Here is a 15,968-nt window from a genome sequence, read left to right on the forward strand (position 1 = left end):
CCGTAAAAAAGACAGCGGGCGCAAAAGGCACCCGAATGAAAGCGGCTCAGCGGCCCCAGCAATCCTTGGTAGCGAGCCCGGCAGTCGCGTTGACCATGCCGCGCACACCGGTATTGGTGAGGGTGAAGTCCCCGCACTTGTCGCCGGCCATGGTCGTACCGGCCTTGCGGGTCGCGGTCAGCAGGTAGGTCTGGTCAGCGATGGTCGGGGTGATGGTGTAGAAATCATTGCCCGTGCTGAGCCCGGTGACACCGGTATAAACATTGTTGCGGGTGTAGAAGCGTTCGAGGGTCTGCGCCTGCTCGTTCAGCAGCGAGGCCACTTCGGCGCGGCGACCCTTCTTCAGGTATTCGGTATAGCTCGGTGCGGCAATGGTGATGATGATCCCGATGATCGCAATCACGATCATGATTTCGATCAGGGTGAACCCGCGGATGGATCTGCGCATGCCTCAACTCTCGCTTACTGTATTTGTCGCCACATGATACGACGGCTGCCACCGCCGGATTTTTCCACCAGGGTGGTGATCCCGCCACTGGAATCGTTCACGATCTTGCGTGATGCGCCGTTGACGATGGCGTTCAAGGTAGGAATGCCACCACTGAACACCACACCACTGGAAATCGTGTCATTGGTGTCGACCACGCCGTCGGCGTTGGTGTCGAGGACCGCATAGTTGAGCATCTTACCGCTGAATGCATCGAGTTCGACCAGTTTGCCGGTACCGAAGCTGGAACACGGGTCGGTGGTATCGACACTGGCCGTGGTGAATACGATGCGCCCCAGCACCAGGCTGGCCTGGTTGATCACCCGTTCGCCGGTCAATACGTTGTTGTACACCAGCGGCAGATACCAGCCCTTCTCCGCAGGATAAGTGGTGTCGTTCTGGGTCGTGGTAATGAACTGCCCTGAACTGCCCGAGAACACACCGGTGATGGCCTGCGCCTGCAAGCTGCTGACCGTCAGTTGCCCCGAGCCGCCATCGGCATCCCACACCGAGTAGAACGCCTGCAGATCCTTGTTGGTCTTGTCGGCGGTTTCGTTGAATTTGCCGGTACCGAAGAAAATCTGTTTTCCCCCCAATGAATTGTCCGCGAGCAACGGCTGCGCCGTGATCGGTTGCGTCGTGCCGCCCGCCGTGGTGAACAGCGGCTTTCCGGAAAACGCCACGCCCCAGCTGTCGGTGGTGGTCGCGCTCAGGTCGAACTTCCACAGGCGGCCCTTCAGGTCCCCGCCGTATGCAGCCTGCACCACGTTCTGCGAATTGACCTTGAGCTTCACCGAGGACAGTCCGTTGGTGGTTTCGGTACTGTCGATGACGATTTTCTTGATCAACGAACCGTCGCGCACGTCCAGTACATACAACGCTGCCACCCCCGAATTGCTGCCGTAGCCGTTGGCGATGAAAGCCGCCCAGCGACCATCGGCCAAGCGTGCCACTTCCGGACGGGCATAGGCATAACCCAGATCATTGAAAACGTTCGCGGTGCTGGCAGTGGCCGGAGCACTGACTTCCCACAGTGCATTGAGAATGTTCCCCGCCGAGGCGTCGAACAATTGCAACGCATAGAACGTCTTGCCGCCGGCCCCGGTGCCGCCGATGGCGAGGGTTTTCCAGGCTGTGCCGAACTGCGCGTCATAGACACCGACCTGCCCGTCCACCAGAAATTTGTGGCTGACGCCGTTGATGTAGTTGGGATCGGCGATCAATCGCAGCGACGGCAGGACGCTCGACGGCATGTAGGCATAACGCCGGGTGCCGTTGGCCGGGTTGATCACGCTGACGAACCCGTCGTTGCCGTTCACCACCAGATTGGCGTTCATGTTCGCAGCCTTGGTGGTCAGGTAGCTGGTGTAGGTGGTGTCGCCCGAGAGATCGGAAGCGGTCTTGTCCGAGGGCGAAGCCAGCACCAGCGGCGAATTGATGATGTCGCCCAGCAATACGCTGCGAACCTTGAGCCCGGTCTTGTTGGTGCCCTTGCTCCACTCCACCAGATCGTTGCCACTGATACCGGTGGGCAGACTCTGGCCCAGCGTTGTCTGCTGAGCCGCAGAGAAGTTGCCGTAAGCCAGCGTTACCGCCGCGTTGCTCAAGGTATTCCACGATTGATAGATCGGTGCCGTGGCGCCAGGGACGATGGCGGTGTCGGTCGTCCATAGCACCGTCGACGTGTTGACCGTCCCGCTCGAGGTGAAACCGAAGGACTTGATGGTGCCGCGCCAGTCCCGGGGATCGTAACTGGTCTGGAAATAGCTGCTGCCGCTCACCAGCGTCGTACCGCTGGTCACGCCACTGCCGCCGGAACCGGCCTTGGAAGTGATGTCGCTCAAGGCCGCCGACAGTGCGGTATTGAGCCCGGCACTGTCGGTAGCCTGGTAATACCTGCCCTGCCCATAAGCCGCCGCGTCCGACAGCATGTCGTTATCGGCGGTGAAACCGACGGTGTAGGTGTTCATGTTCTGCTTGGGGAAATCCACCGCGTTCCAGCTCTTGCCAGCCGCATCCGTACCGGACGAACGCATGTCGATGTCGAAGGCGAACTTGGCGATGTCGTCCAGGTACAGCGTGTCACCCTCGTTGTCACCGTTGAGGTTGTTGCCGTCATTGTTGATACCGTCCCAGTTCGGCAGGCGGCTGCCGCCCAGCGGGTCGTTGGTGGGGAACGTGCGGTCGTAGGTCGGCAGGCCGTCGGTAATCACTACCCCGTAGTTTTTCTGGCAGCGGTACTGGATCGGACTGGTGTAGGTGCTGGGCGTGGAGTTGTAGTACGGCGCCATGCCACGCATGTAGCGGGTGATTTCGTAATAGGTCTCCGCCAATGGCGTATTGGCCACGGCGCTCAAGCCGCTGATCGCCGAGATCAGTGCGTTGTAGTTGCTGTCGGCCTGAGCCTGGGTCACGCTGCCGCTGACGGGTGCCAGGTCGCTGATGGATCGGGCGATGTAGCCGCCGTTACCCGGGTTGTTGCTGGTGGCCGGGTTGAAGGTCGACAAGCCGAAACGCAGGTTACGGTTGCTGGTCACCAGGGCGGTGGAAACATTGCGCGCGACGTTGATCCGATAGTCGTTGGGGATCGCACCCGTGGTGAAGTCGCGGGTGCCGTTGCTGATGGCCAGGCCGACCACATAGGAAATGTAATCCCCGTTGTATCGGGTATTGCCGCCTCCCACCGGATCCGGCAGCTTCAGGCACAGTGGCGTCAGGCTGTTGTTGTAGAACGCGAAGGCGCCACCGGAACAGCCGGAGGTCGGCAGGCTCGACAGAAATATCGGGTCGCCGGTGATGGCTGTGGAACTCAGGCACAAACCAATCACGGCGTTGCATTGTCGGGCCGGTGTGCGAGTGACCGTGGGATCGAAGCCCGCAGCGTAAATGATGCTGTTCATGCTGCCCGAGTCGTCGATCAGCAGGATGACATTCGGCGGCACGGCAGCGGCGCTGAGCAAGGGCGAATCCGACGGAGTGAACGCATAGGCCGGTGCGGCCAGATATAACCCCGCAAGCAATCCCGCGAACCACGACCACCCGCCAGAGCGTCGTTCAGTACTTCGCATAGACACTCTCCACCACACTGCGTGAACTGCCGGCGATGCCGACCGCCGTAACCCGGTACAACGTCGCCGAGGTATTGCTCGGGACATTCACCGCAGTGAGCGTGGTGCCGATGTTCTGTACCCCGTAGAAACCGCTGCCGGCAGCGATCCAGGTCACCCCGGACGTCGAATTGAACCCCGCCGCACTGACCACCGACGACTCCGCCGGCGGTGCGCACTGGGTGGCATTGGCACACACCGCCAGTGAATAGCTGCTCAGTTGCACCGCACTTTCACCGATTCGCAGCGCCGCCTCGGCGGTCTGGAACGATTGATTGCGCAGGCTTACGCTGCCGGCCATCTTTTCCTGCAGGTTGGCGCTCTGCATCGATGACAGTCCGATCACCGTCAGGAGCAGCAGAAACACCAGGCTGACCAGCAGCACCATGCCACGCTGGGTTCTTCGTTGATGCAGAGAAACATTCATCCGCCGGCCCTCACTGCAAGCGGTTGCGCAGAGCGGCAACCACGTTGAAGGTCTGGTTGGCGACCCGGTTGTTCGGGTCGGTAAGGGTCAGGGTCAGGCGTACGCTGCGGATCCGTGCCGGATCGCCGGGGTTGCTGCTGTAGGTCGAGGCAGAGACATCCGTCGCCGAAGCGGCGAGCCCGAACATCACCGTAAATGCACTGACGTTATTCACCAATACCTGCTGGGTCGGCGTACCGCTGCCGGTGCCCATCAGAATCTGGTTGTTGCTGAAGCTGTAGATCAGACGGCGGATCGGGAATGCGATTTGCCCGACCGCCGGCGTCTGCAGGTTGCTGTAGGCCGTTGCGCTGTTGCGGCAATCGGAAATCACCGTCCAAGTCGGTGTTCCCCCGCCATTGCCGACGTCGGCGGTGACCAGCGTCAACTTGAGATTGGTGTTGTCCCAACTGATCGGCGTGATTTGCGCGGCATTGAAATCACCGCCGGTGCTGGAATCAGTGATGGTCCCGAGGCAGCCGAACATCCCGACCATGCGAATTTCCTGGATCATCTTGCTCAGCACGAACCGGGCATCTTCCTGCATGGCCGCAGAGGTGTTCTGGCTGACGTAGGTGTTTTTCGCCGTCAGAAATGTCTGCACGACGCCCAGCACGATGATCAGCCCCAGCGCCAGGGCGATGAGCATTTCGATCAGACCGAAACCCCGGTTATGGCGCTTCATGGCGACGCCACCGGATCGACCGTGGCCCGGCTGGTCAGGACAAAACTGCGCGGGGCGCTCGCGGTGTTGGCGGCCCGCGAGTCACTCCAGTTGATGGTGATGGTGTACACCCGCTGGTTCAGGGTGATGCTGCCGGTGGCGGTCGGTCCGCCGAAATTGACGATATTGGTGGTGAAGTCGTAGAGGTCCTGATCCCGGGTGACGTTAAGGTTGCCCGAGGTCGGCGGCGTCACGGTGTAATCGGCGCCGGAGTTGGCACGAATGCGGTCCATCATGTCGTAGGCGATGAAACTGGCCTGACTGGTCATCCGCGAGCTGTCGGTGTATTTCAGCGCGTTGAGCTGAACCGCCGCCGCCCCCAGCAAGCCGACCGTCAGCACCAGCAATGCCACGAGGATTTCGATCAGCGACATGCCTTCCTGTGCAACTCTGCTCCCTGCCCTCATCCGCAGCTTCCACCCGATTGAATTCGTCCGTTCAGACACACGTTCAGCGTCCTGCTTTGGGTTCCCAGCGTATAGCTGAACACCACCGCCGTGGACGGTGCCGCCAGCCCCCCCAGATTGTTGAAATCCAGCGCGTTCACTCCTGAGGTTAGCGTCAGAGTGGCGCCGCTGCTCATCGCTGGAACAACCCGCAATACATTGGCCGAAGTGCCAGTACTGTCGTAGACCGACAATTCGCCGGTCCAGACGCTGCCCCCGGCCGTCGGGCGCAAACGGATGGTGGTCCCGCGGTCGATGGCCTCCAGTCGTGCATAGTTGAGCGCCCGCTGCAGGTCGCCGACTTCGGTATCGGCCTTGCTGCCCTGTATCGATCGGGTAAACGCCGGTACGGCCATCGTGATAAGGATCACAACCAACGCGACCGCCACCAGCAACTCGATCAGCGTGAAACCTTTTGTACGATGATCCATCGATGCCCTCCGTTGCCGTCGGCTATACCTGCCCTGTAAACCTAGAACATTCGACCGGGTTACGTCGGTTGATTTGCCCTGCCCGGCGCACGGATCGCGTCGCACACCCCGCTTCAAGGAGGAAATGCTCATGCCGCAACAGGGATTCGGTCTGGTCGAACTGCTCATGGGACTGGCGATCGGCGCGATTGTTCTGTCACTGGTCAGTCCGGCGCTCGCCACGCTGAAGGAGTCGAACGATCGACAGCAGGCCGCCGAGTCACTGATCAGCGGGATCCGCAATGCCCGCAGCCAGGCGATCACGCGCAATCAGAGCGTAGTGATTCACGGCATCGACGGGGATTGGAGCCGGGGCTGGCGGATCATTCTGGATGTCAGTGGCAAGGGGCCGGAAGACAGCAGCAATCCGCTGCTGGTCGAGCACGCCAGCGATGGGCGAATACCCATTGTCGGCAACTGGTTCGTCAGTCGGTACATACGGTTCAGCAGCCTGGGGCAACCGCTGATGCCCGGGCGGGCGTTTCAGGCAGGAAAAATACATTTCTGTTCGACCCGCGAGCCGGTCAGCCAGCTTCAACTGGTGCTGGCGGCGACCGGTCGCGTGCGCCTGGCCAGCGAAAAGGCTGAACAGGCGCTGTGCCGAAAGAATAAAGCGCTCAGATCGAGCGGACGCGCAGCTCTTTAGGCATCGAGAAGGTGATGTTCTCTTCTCGCCCGGCCAGTTCGTCTGCACCGGTGGCACCCCAGGCCTGCAGTTGCTGGATCACGCCGCGCACCAGCACTTCCGGCGCAGAAGCACCCGCGGTAATGCCGATACGCTCGACACCATCGAACCAGCTCTTTTGCAGATCTTCGGCGCCATCGATCAGGTAGGCCGGCGTGGCCATGCGCTCGGCCAGCTCACGCAGGCGATTGGAGTTGGAGCTGTTCGGGCTGCCGACCACCAGCACCACGTCGCATTCGTCGGCCAGTTGCTTGACCGCATCCTGGCGGTTTTGCGTGGCATAGCAGATGTCGTCCTTTCGCGGCCCGCCGATGGCCGGGAAACGCGTGCGCAGGGCATCGATGACCCGGCTGGTGTCATCCATCGACAGCGTGGTCTGGGTGACGAAAGCGAGTTTCTCCGGATTACGCACTTGCAATTCGGCAACATCCTCCTCGTCTTCGACGAGATAGATGGCACCGCCGTTGCTGGCGTCGTACTGGCCCATGGTGCCTTCGACTTCCGGATGTCCGGCGTGGCCGATCAGGATGCATTCGCGACCGTCGCGGCTGTATTTCGCGACTTCGATGTGCACCTTGGTCACCAGCGGACAAGTGGCGTCGAACACTTTCAGGCCACGGCCTGCTGCCTCGGTGCGTACCGCTTGCGAGACGCCATGGGCGCTGAAGATCACGATGACGTCGTCCGGCACCTGATCCAGCTCCTCGACGAAGATCGCGCCACGACTGCGCAGGTCTTCGACGACGAACTTGTTGTGCACCACTTCATGACGCACATAGATCGGCGGCCCGAAGACTTCCAGGGCGCGGTTGACGATTTCGATCGCCCGGTCCACGCCGGCGCAGAAGCCACGGGGGTTGGCGAGTTTGATTTGCATGCTGTGCCTCGTGTCTTGCGCGCGAAGGATTCAGATCAATGCAGGGGCCGGCACGGCCCCTGCAGAACAGCGTTTACAGCGCTTTGACGGAGAAGATTTCCACGTCAAAGGTCAGCGTCTTGCCGGCCAGCGGATGGTTGAAGTCAACGGTCACTTGCGCGTCGTCGAATTCTTTCACCACACCCGGCAGCTCAGTATTGGCCGCATCGTTGAAGATCACCAGCAGACCCGGCGACAGCTCCATGTCCGCGAACTGCGAGCGCGGCATGACCTGCACGTTTTGCGGGTTCGGCTGGCCGAACGCGTTTTCCGGCTCAATGGTCAGGGTGCGCTTGTCTCCGGCCTTGAAACCGAACAGCGCCGCTTCGAAACCCGGCAGCAGGTTGCCGTCGCCGACCTTGAAGGTCGCCGGGGCCTTGTCGAAAGTGCTGTCGACCGTATCGCCGTTCTCCAGGCGCAATGCAAAGTGCAAAGTGACTTCCGTGTTCTGGCCGATGCGTTGCTCAGCCAATACCTGTTCAGTCATGAACGGTTTCTCCGGATTTCTTGGATTTGAACATGTCCAGTGCCAGCATCACCGCACCCACCGTAATGGCGCTGTCGGCGAAGTTGAACGCCGGGAAGTACCAGCGGTTCTGCCAGTGCACCAGAATGAAATCGATCACATGGCCCAGCGCGATGCGGTCATACAGATTGCCCAGCGCGCCGCCCAACACCAGCGCCAGCGCTATGGCCAGCCAGGTTTCGTTGCGGCCCAGGCGCTTGAGCCAGACCACCAGCACTGCGCTGACGACTACCGCGATCAGGGCGAACAGCCAGCGCTGCCAGCCGGAGCTGTCAGCCAGGAAGCTGAATGCAGCGCCGGTGTTGTAGGCCAGGGTCCAGCTGAAGTAATCGGGAATGATCACGATCTGCTGGTACATCTCGAGCTTGCCTTCGAAGTAGAACTTGCTGGCCTGGTCGATGACCAGTACCAGCACGCTCAACCAGAGCCAGCTCAGCCGTCCGAAACGGCCAACGGCATTAGGCATAGTGACGAACCTCGCCGGCGCCATCGATGTTGTCCACGCAACGGCCGCAGATTTCCGGGTGTTCCGGGTTTACGCCGACGTCTTCGCGGCAGTGCCAGCAACGGGCGCATTTCGGGAAGGCCGATTTGACGATCTTCAGCTTCAGGCCGCTGACTTCGGTGGCCACGGCATCGGCCGGAGCCTGCACGAACGGCGCAACGCTGGCAGTCGAGGTGATCAGTACAAAGCGCAGTTCGTTACTCAGCCTGGCCAGGTCGGCGCTCAGGGCGTCTTCGGCGTACAGCGTCACTTCGGCCTGCAGGTTGCCACCAACGGCTTTTGCCGCGCGCTGGATCTCCATCTCTTTGTTGACCGCCACCTTCACTTCCATGATGCGATCCCAGTAGGCGCGACCCAGTTCGAAGCCTTCCGGCAACTCGGTCAGGCCTTCGTACCAGGTGTTGAGCATCACCGATTCGTTGCGCTCGCCCGGCAGGTATTGCCACAGTTCGTCAGCGGTGAAGGCCAGGATCGGCGCGATCCAGCGCACCAGCGCTTCAGAGATGTGGAACAGCGCGGTCTGGCACGAACGACGGGCCTTGCTGTCGGCGCCGGTGGTGTACTGGCGGTCCTTGATGATGTCGAGGTAGAAACCACCCAGCTCCTGCACGCAGAAGTTGTGGATCTTCGAGTACACGTTCCAGAAACGGTATTCGCCGTAGTGCTCCTGCAGCTCGCGTTGCAGCAGCAGGGTACGGTCCACGGCCCAGCGATCCAGTGCCAGCATGTCTTCGGCCGGCAGCAGGTCCTTGGACGGGTCGAAACCGGTCAGGTTGGAAAGCAGGAAGCGTGCGGTGTTACGGATGCGGCGGTAGGCGTCCGCACTGCGTTGCAGGATCTGCTCGGACACGGCCATTTCGCCGGAGTAGTCGGTCGAAGCGACCCACAGACGCATGATGTCGGCACCCAGGGTGTCGTTGACTTTCTGTGGCGCAATCACGTTGCCCAGGGACTTGGACATCTTGCGGCCGGACTCGTCCACAGTGAAGCCGTGGGTCAGCAGCTCGCGGTACGGCGCGTGGTTGTCGATGGCGCAACCGGTCAGCAACGAAGAGTGGAACCAGCCACGATGCTGGTCGGAACCTTCCAGGTACAGGTCGGCACGCGGGCCGGTTTCGTGGCCCATCGGGTGCGAACCGCGCAGCACGTGCCAGTGCGTGGTGCCGGAGTCGAACCAGACGTCGAGGGTGTCATTGATCTTGTCGTACTGCGACGCTTCATCGCCCAGCAACTCGGCAGCGTCCAGCTTGAACCAGGCCTCGATGCCTTCGTTTTCGACGCGCTTGGCCACTTCTTCCATCAGCTCGACGGTGCGTGGGTGCAGTTCGCCGCTTTCCTTGTTCAGGAAGAACGGGATCGGCACGCCCCAGTTGCGCTGACGGGAGATGCACCAGTCCGGACGGTTGGCGATCATCGAGTGCAGACGCGCCTGGCCCCAGGCCGGCACGAACGAGGTCTCCTCGATGGCCTTGAGCGAGCGCTGACGCAGGGTGTCGCCGGATACCGGCTCCTTGTCCATGCCGATGAACCATTGCGCGGTGGCGCGGTAGATCAGCGGGGTCTTGTGGCGCCAGCAGTGCATGTAGCTGTGCTCGATGACCGTGGTGTGCATCAGCGCACCGACTTCGGTCAGTTTGTCGACAATGGCCGGGTTGGCTTTCCAGATGAACTGGCCGCCGAAAAACTCCAGCGACGGCACGTAAACGCCGTTGCTCTGAACCGGGTTGAGGATGTCGTCGTTGACCATGCCGTATTTCTTGCAGGTCACGAAGTCGTCCACGCCGTAGGCCGGCGAGGAGTGAACCACGCCGGTGCCCGCGCCCAGTTCCACGTAGTCGGCCAGGTAAACCGGCGACAGACGGTCATAGAACGGATGACGGAAATTGATCAGTTCCAGCGCCGAACCCGGTGCGGTAGCCAGCACGGTGCCTTCGACGCCGTAACGGGTCAGGCAGGATTCGACCAGCTCTTCGGCCAGAACCAGCAGCTTGTCGCCGATATCGACCAGCGCGTAAGTGAATTCCGGATGAACGTTCAGCGCCTGGTTGGCCGGGATGGTCCACGGGGTGGTGGTCCAGATCACGATCGAGGCAGGCTTGCCCAGCGACGGCAGACCGAACGCAGCAGCGAGCTTGGCTTCATCGGCGACCGGGAACGCCACGTCGATGGTCGAGGACTTTTTGTTCTCGTACTCCACTTCCGCTTCGGCCAGGGCCGAACCGCAGTCGAAGCACCAGTTCACGGGCTTGAGGCCCTTGAACACAAAACCGCCCTTGACGATTTCGGCCAGGGCACGGATTTCACCGGCCTCGTTCTTGAAGTCCATGGTCTTGTACGGGTTGGCGAAGTCGCCCAGCACGCCGAGACGGATGAATTCGGTCTTCTGCCCTTCGATCTGCTCGGTGGCGTAGGCACGGCACAGCTCGCGGGTCTTTTCCGCGCCCAGGTTCTTGCCGTGGGTCACCTCGACCTTGTGCTCGATCGGCAGGCCATGGCAATCCCAGCCCGGGACATATGGCGCGTCGAAGCCCGACAGGGTCTTCGAGCGGATGATCATGTCCTTGAGAATTTTATTCAGTGCGTGACCGATATGGATCGTACCGTTGGCGTACGGAGGGCCGTCGTGCAGGACGAACTTCGGACGATCCTTGCCAATCTCGCGCAACTTTCCGTACAGGCCAATACTGTCCCAGCGCTGCAGGATCTGCGGTTCGCGCTGTGGCAGGCCGGCCTTCATTGGGAAGGCGGTGTCCGGAAGGTTAAGCGTGGCTTTATAGTCGGTCATTTAAGGCTCTTCATTAGCGATGGGCGCTAGGTGCGGCTAGTGCACGGGCGGCGGCGACATCCGCGGCGATCGCCGCTTTCAATGCCTCAAGGGAGGCGAAACGCTGCTCTTCACGCAGCTTCTGGTGGAAAACCACCGTCAGACGCCGGTCATACAGATCGCCGGCAAAATCCAGAAGATGTACTTCAAGGTGGGCCCTGCCATCACCTTGAACCGTGGGCCGTACGCCGATGTTGGCGACGCCGGGCCAGGTCTTGCCGTCGATCTCTATGTCTACCAGATAAACCCCGGTAAACGGCACGCGACGGCGCTTGAGTTGAATGTTCGCCGTGGGCGTACCCAACTGGCGGGCCAGTTTCTGGCCATGCAGCACGCGACCGGCAATCCGGTACGGGCGGCCAAGCAGACGCTCGGCCAGAGCAAAGTCGGCGGCGGCCAACGCGTTGCGCACCTGGGTGCTGCTGACGCGAATGCCGTCCAGCTCGACGGTTTGCGCGGCCTCCACGGTAAAACCGTGAACCTGCCCGGCCTGCAGCAGAAAATCGAAATCGCCGAGGCGGTCGCAGCCGAAGCGGAAATCGTCGCCGACCTCCAGATGCTGCACGCCCAGGCCATCCACCAGAATCGTATCGACGAATTCACTGGCGCTGAGTTTGCTCAAGCGCTGGTTGAACGCCAGGCACAGGACTCGGTCGACACCTTCGGCGGCCAGCAGCTGCAGCTTGTCGCGCAGTCGGGCCAGACGCGCCGGCGCGGTTTCCGGAGCGAAAAACTCCCGTGGCTGCGGCTCGAAAATCACCACGCAGCTGGGTACGCCCAACTCGAGCGCACGCTCACGCAGCCGGCCCAGGATAGCCTGGTGACCACGGTGAACACCGTCAAAGTTGCCAATGGTGGCGACGCAGCCCCGATGCTGGGGGCGCAAGTTGTGAAGGCCTCGAACCAGCTGCATAACGCGCTTCTTGCTCATAAAGTGGCCGATTATAACCACACACGACGGCCGACGACAGGCAACACCGTAACCCAAAGTGATCGAGCCGACAAAACTGCCGGCCCGCGCCCGCCAATCAAGGGTGAAATCTCAGTTCAACGCCTTGCGATTGAAGTCGCGCAAACGGAAACCAAGCGCCAGCAACATGCCGAAGTACGCAACGACGCCGGCAACCACCAGCACGCCCAGGCGCAGGAAGCGCTCCAGCATGTGGCCTTGATCCCACGCCGGCATGAAATGCATGCCGAGCAACAGCACCGCCGACATCACCGCCACCGCACACAACAACTTCAATCCGAACATCAGCCAGCCTGGTTGTGGCTGATACATCCGCTGCTTGCGCAGTTGATAGAACAGCAACCCGGCGTTCAGGCAGGCACCGGCACTGATTGCCAAGGCCAGACCGGCATGGGCCAGCGGCCCGATCAAGGCCAGGTTGAACAACTGCGTGACGATCAGAGTGAAAATGGCGATTTTTACCGGCGTCCGGATGTTCTGTTGCGCATAAAAACCCGGTGCCAGCACCTTGATCACGATAATCCCGAGCAGTCCGACAGAATAGGCAATCAACGCCCGCTGGGTCATGGCCGCATCAAACCCGCTGAACTGACCGTACTGAAACAGCGAAACGGTCAGGGGTTCGGCCAGAATACCCAGCGCCAGCGCACACGGGAGTACCAACACAAAGCACAGGCGCAGACCCCAGTCGAGAATGCGCGAGTATTCGTGACGATCCTTGCTGGCGTAGGTCTTGGCCAGGGTCGGCAGCAGAATCGTGCCCAGTGCCACGCCCAGCACGCCGGACGGCAACTCCATCAGGCGATCGGCGTAATACATCCACGACACCGAGCCTGCCACCAGGAACGAAGCGAAAATGGTGTTGATGATCAGAGAGATCTGACTGACCGAGACACCGATGATCGCCGGCAGCATTTGCTTCATGACTCGCCAGACACCGGTATCGCGCAGGTTAAGCCTTGGCAGCACCAGCATGCCGATCTTTTTCAGGTGCGGCAGCTGATAGAGCAACTGCGCCAGACCACCGACCAGCACCGCCCAGCCGAGAGCCATGACCGGCGGATCGAAGTACGGCGTCAGGAACAGCGAAAACACGATCATGCTGACGTTGAGCAGGGTCGGTACAAATGCCGGCACCGAGAACCGGTTCCAGGTATTGAGAATCGCACCCGCCAGAGACGACAGAGAGATCAGCAATATATAAGGAAAGGTCACCCGCAACAGATCGGAGGTCAGCCGGAACTTTTCCGGCGTATCGGTGAAACCCGGTGCAGTGGCCCAAATCACCCAGGGCGCTGCGATCATGCCCAGCGCCGTCACCAGCGCCAGCACCAGAGTCAAAAGCCCCGAGACATAGGCGATGAAGGTGCGGGTCGCCTCCTCGCCCTTCTGACTTTTGTACTCGGCCAGAATCGGCACGAATGCCTGGGAAAACGCCCCCTCGGCAAAGATTCTGCGCAGCAGGTTCGGCAGTTTGAAGGCGATAAAAAAGGCGTCGGTCGCCATTCCGGCGCCAAACGTACGCGCGATGAGCGTGTCGCGGACAAACCCGAGAACCCGGGAAAGCATCGTGATAGAGCTGACGGCGGCCAACGATTTGAGCAGATTCATTGAAGGAACTTGTGCCTGTCGATAAACAGCAGGCGAACAATGCGCCTACTTGTGCGATACTCCGCGCCGCAACAGCACAGAGCCAAAGCTCGCGAGTTTACAGGTCACACGCCGGAAAGAAATATCCCGTCGCACCACGCCTACCACTTAGCGGAACGTTTCAAGCGCCCTTGACAAGACTTCAACTCATCGGCATGATTCGCGGCCTATTTTGTTTGCTATTTCCTAAAAAGTCTTTCGAGGAGCTCGACGGTGGCCAACTCACCTTCCGCCAAAAAACGTGCAAAACAGGCTGAGAAGCGTCGCAGCCACAACGCCAGCCTGCGTTCCATGGTTCGTACCTACATCAAGAATGTAGTTAAAGCCATCGACGCAAAAGACGCTGAAAAAGCTCAAGCTGCATACGTTCTGGCTGTGCCAGTTATCGACCGCATGGCCGATAAAGGCATCATCCACAAGAACAAGGCTGCTCGCCACAAGAGCCGCCTGAATGGTCACGTCAAGGCACTGAAAGCAGCTGCCTAAGCGACGTAATCATAAAAAACCGACCCAAGGGTCGGTTTTTTATTGCCCGCAATCCGGTGAAGCAGCAGCAAAAAAAAGAGGAGTCAAGCGACTCCCCTTCCAATACCGATTAATGGACCGGCGTCCACGGCAGAATCGGAATCGCTGTCACCGCATTCTGCGGACTGCCTTCGATCAGGCGATCACTGTAGACCAGATACACCAGCGTATTACGCTTCTTGTCGAGAAAACGCACAACCTGCATGGTCTTGAATACCAGCGAAGTGCGCTCCTTGAACACCTCTTCGCCATCCTTCAACTCACCCTTGAAGTTGATGGGCCCGACCTGACGACAAGCGATGGACGCCTCGGCACGGTCCTCGGCCAACCCCAAGCCACCCTTCACGCCACCGGTCTTGGCGCGCGACAGGTAGCAGGTCACACCCTCGACCTTCGGATCGTCGAACGCCTCGACCACGATCCGGTCGTTCGGCCCGACAAACTTGAACACCGTCGACACCTGGCCGATTTCTTCGGCCGAAGCCAGCAATGGCAACGCCATCAGCAAGCCCAACAATCCTTTTGCCATGCGCATCGCGCTTTTCCTCAGACCAGAATCAGATTGTCACGGTGAACCAGCTCCGGCTCAGCCATGTAACCCAGCAAACCGACAATCGCATCCGACGATTGACCGATGATTTTTTGTGCTTCCAGCGCGCTGTAGTTGGCCAATCCGCGAGCGATCTCACGACCGTCCGACGCCACGCAAACCACCATCTCACCGCGACGGAAACTGCCCTGAACCAGCTTGACGCCGACCGGCAGCAGACTCTTGTGACCTTCGGACAACGCAGAAACGGCGCCATCATCCAGCACCAACGTGCCTCGGGTCTGCAGATGGCCAGCCAGCCACTGTTTGCGCGCCGCCAGCATGCCGCGCTCCGGCGACAACAGCGTACCAATGCGCTCGCCCGCCTTCAGACGATCGAGCACCCGCTCCAGGCGGCCACCGACAATAATGGTGTGCGCCCCGGAACGCGCCGCCAGACGCGCCGCACGCAGCTTGGTCTGCATGCCGCCGCGCCCCAGTGCACCACCGGTACCGCCCGCCACCGCATCCAGGGTCGGATCATCGGCACGCGCTTCATAAATCAGCCGAGCATCGGGATTGCTGCGCGGATCGGCGTCGAACATGCCATCACGATCAGTCAGGATGACCAGCAGATCAGCTTCGACCAGGTTGGCCACCAGCGCCGCGAGCGTGTCGTTGTCGCCGAAACGGATTTCATCGGTGACCACCGTGTCGTTTTCGTTGATCACCGGAATGACTTTCAGCTCGACCAGCGCACGCAAGGTGCTGCGGGCGTTCAGGTAGCGCTTGCGGTCGGACAGGTCATCATGGGTCAGGAGAATCTGCGCCGTGTGCCGGCCATGCTCGGCGAAGCTTGATTCCCAGGCCTGCACCAACCCCATCTGACCGATTGCCGCAGCAGCCTGGAGCTCGTGCATCGCACTGGGTCGTGCGGTCCAGCCCAAACGGCTCATGCCGGCTGCCACCGCCCCGGAGGACACAAGCACCAACTCGACGCCAGCCTCATGCAAGGCCACCATCTGCTCGACCCAGACACCCATCGCCTTGCGATCCAGGCCCTTGCCATCCGCTGTCAGCAAAGCGCTGCCGATCTTCACGACCCAACGCTGCGCACCTGTCACTTTGCTCCGCATCA

16 protein-coding genes are annotated in these 15,968 nt (G+C 60.7%); 2 read left to right on the forward strand and 14 right to left on the reverse strand.

The window, feature by feature from the left end; translation table 11 throughout:
* Positions 1-46: 46 nt before the first annotated feature.
* The 6 genes from ACK6BI_RS04835 to ACK6BI_RS04860 are packed head-to-tail and all read right to left on the reverse strand — an operon-like array spanning position 47 to position 5,661.
* Positions 47-448, reverse strand: coding sequence for a type IV pilin protein (locus ACK6BI_RS04835; RefSeq protein WP_409316191.1), 402 nt, complete (start codon positions 446-448; stop codon positions 47-49).
* Positions 449-462: 14 nt separating this feature from the next.
* A complete protein-coding gene (locus ACK6BI_RS04840; RefSeq protein ID WP_409316192.1) occupies positions 463-3,555 on the reverse strand; it encodes a pilus assembly protein in 3,093 nt (1,030 codons plus the stop codon).
* The gene (locus ACK6BI_RS04845) at positions 3,542-4,021 is read right to left on the reverse strand and encodes a PilX N-terminal domain-containing pilus assembly protein (protein ID WP_260521058.1); all 480 of its coding nucleotides are present in this window, start codon (positions 4,019-4,021) and stop codon (positions 3,542-3,544) included. The genes ACK6BI_RS04840 and ACK6BI_RS04845 overlap by 14 nt, the downstream gene beginning before the upstream one ends.
* 10 nt (positions 4,022-4,031) lie before the next feature.
* Positions 4,032-4,745 (reverse strand): PilW family protein, encoded by a 714-nt coding sequence (locus ACK6BI_RS04850; RefSeq protein ID WP_409316193.1) that lies wholly within the window; start codon positions 4,743-4,745, stop codon positions 4,032-4,034.
* A complete protein-coding gene (gene pilV, locus ACK6BI_RS04855) occupies positions 4,742-5,191 on the reverse strand; it encodes a type IV pilus modification protein PilV (protein WP_409316194.1) in 450 nt (149 codons plus the stop codon). The genes ACK6BI_RS04850 and pilV overlap by 4 nt, the downstream gene beginning before the upstream one ends.
* Entirely contained in the window at positions 5,188-5,661 is a 474-nt protein-coding gene (locus ACK6BI_RS04860) for a GspH/FimT family pseudopilin (protein ID WP_065257496.1), read from the reverse strand. The genes pilV and ACK6BI_RS04860 overlap by 4 nt, the downstream gene beginning before the upstream one ends.
* Before the next feature lie 130 nt (positions 5,662-5,791).
* On the opposite strand from ACK6BI_RS04860, the gene ACK6BI_RS04865 reads away from it, so the two are divergent.
* The gene (locus ACK6BI_RS04865) at positions 5,792-6,346 is read left to right on the forward strand and encodes a GspH/FimT family pseudopilin (RefSeq protein ID WP_409316195.1); all 555 of its coding nucleotides are present in this window, start codon (positions 5,792-5,794) and stop codon (positions 6,344-6,346) included.
* On the opposite strand, the gene ispH is transcribed toward ACK6BI_RS04865, so the two are convergent.
* The 6 genes from ispH to murJ all read right to left on the reverse strand — a co-directional run bounded on the left by ispH (position 6,318) and on the right by murJ (position 13,737).
* Positions 6,318-7,262, reverse strand: a complete 945-nt coding sequence (gene ispH / locus ACK6BI_RS04870) for a 4-hydroxy-3-methylbut-2-enyl diphosphate reductase (protein ID WP_065257498.1) — start codon at positions 7,260-7,262, stop codon at positions 6,318-6,320. The two genes, ACK6BI_RS04865 and ispH, sit on opposite strands and share 29 nt — an antisense overlap.
* A gap of 73 nt (positions 7,263-7,335) precedes the next feature.
* A complete protein-coding gene (gene fkpB, locus ACK6BI_RS04875; protein WP_409316340.1) occupies positions 7,336-7,773 on the reverse strand; it encodes an FKBP-type peptidyl-prolyl cis-trans isomerase in 438 nt (145 codons plus the stop codon).
* A 7-nt stretch (positions 7,774-7,780) separates the two neighbouring features.
* Positions 7,781-8,293, reverse strand: coding sequence for a signal peptidase II (gene lspA, locus ACK6BI_RS04880; RefSeq protein ID WP_409316196.1), 513 nt, complete (start codon positions 8,291-8,293; stop codon positions 7,781-7,783).
* Entirely contained in the window at positions 8,286-11,117 is a 2,832-nt protein-coding gene (gene ileS / locus ACK6BI_RS04885) for an isoleucine--tRNA ligase (protein WP_409316197.1), read from the reverse strand. Before ileS ends, lspA begins: the two co-directional genes overlap by 8 nt.
* 13 nt (positions 11,118-11,130) lie before the next feature.
* Positions 11,131-12,069 carry a bifunctional riboflavin kinase/FAD synthetase gene (gene ribF, locus ACK6BI_RS04890; protein WP_409316198.1) on the reverse strand — a complete coding sequence of 313 codons (939 nt, stop codon included), beginning with the start codon at positions 12,067-12,069 and terminating at the stop codon, positions 11,131-11,133.
* A gap of 129 nt (positions 12,070-12,198) precedes the next feature.
* Positions 12,199-13,737, reverse strand: a complete 1,539-nt coding sequence (murJ, locus tag ACK6BI_RS04895) for a murein biosynthesis integral membrane protein MurJ (RefSeq protein ID WP_409316199.1) — start codon at positions 13,735-13,737, stop codon at positions 12,199-12,201.
* Positions 13,738-13,989: 252 nt separating this feature from the next.
* Here murJ and rpsT point away from each other — a divergent pair, with 252 nt between their 5' ends.
* Positions 13,990-14,262 carry a 30S ribosomal protein S20 gene (rpsT, locus tag ACK6BI_RS04900; protein WP_011336008.1) on the forward strand — a complete coding sequence of 91 codons (273 nt, stop codon included), beginning with the start codon at positions 13,990-13,992 and terminating at the stop codon, positions 14,260-14,262.
* A 109-nt stretch (positions 14,263-14,371) separates the two neighbouring features.
* Here the strand turns inward: rpsT and ACK6BI_RS04905 are convergent, their stop codons facing one another.
* Complete coding sequence (locus ACK6BI_RS04905; protein ID WP_409316200.1) at positions 14,372-14,836, reverse strand: CreA family protein; 465 nt, start codon at positions 14,834-14,836, stop codon at positions 14,372-14,374.
* A gap of 11 nt (positions 14,837-14,847) precedes the next feature.
* Entirely contained in the window at positions 14,848-15,966 is a 1,119-nt protein-coding gene (proB, locus tag ACK6BI_RS04910; RefSeq protein ID WP_409316341.1) for a glutamate 5-kinase, read from the reverse strand.
* Positions 15,967-15,968 lie beyond the last annotated feature (2 nt).

The sequence above is a fragment of the Pseudomonas sp. KCJK9016 genome, from assembly GCF_046231795.1.
Lineage (GTDB): Bacteria > Pseudomonadota > Gammaproteobacteria > Pseudomonadales > Pseudomonadaceae > Aquipseudomonas > Aquipseudomonas bananamidigenes.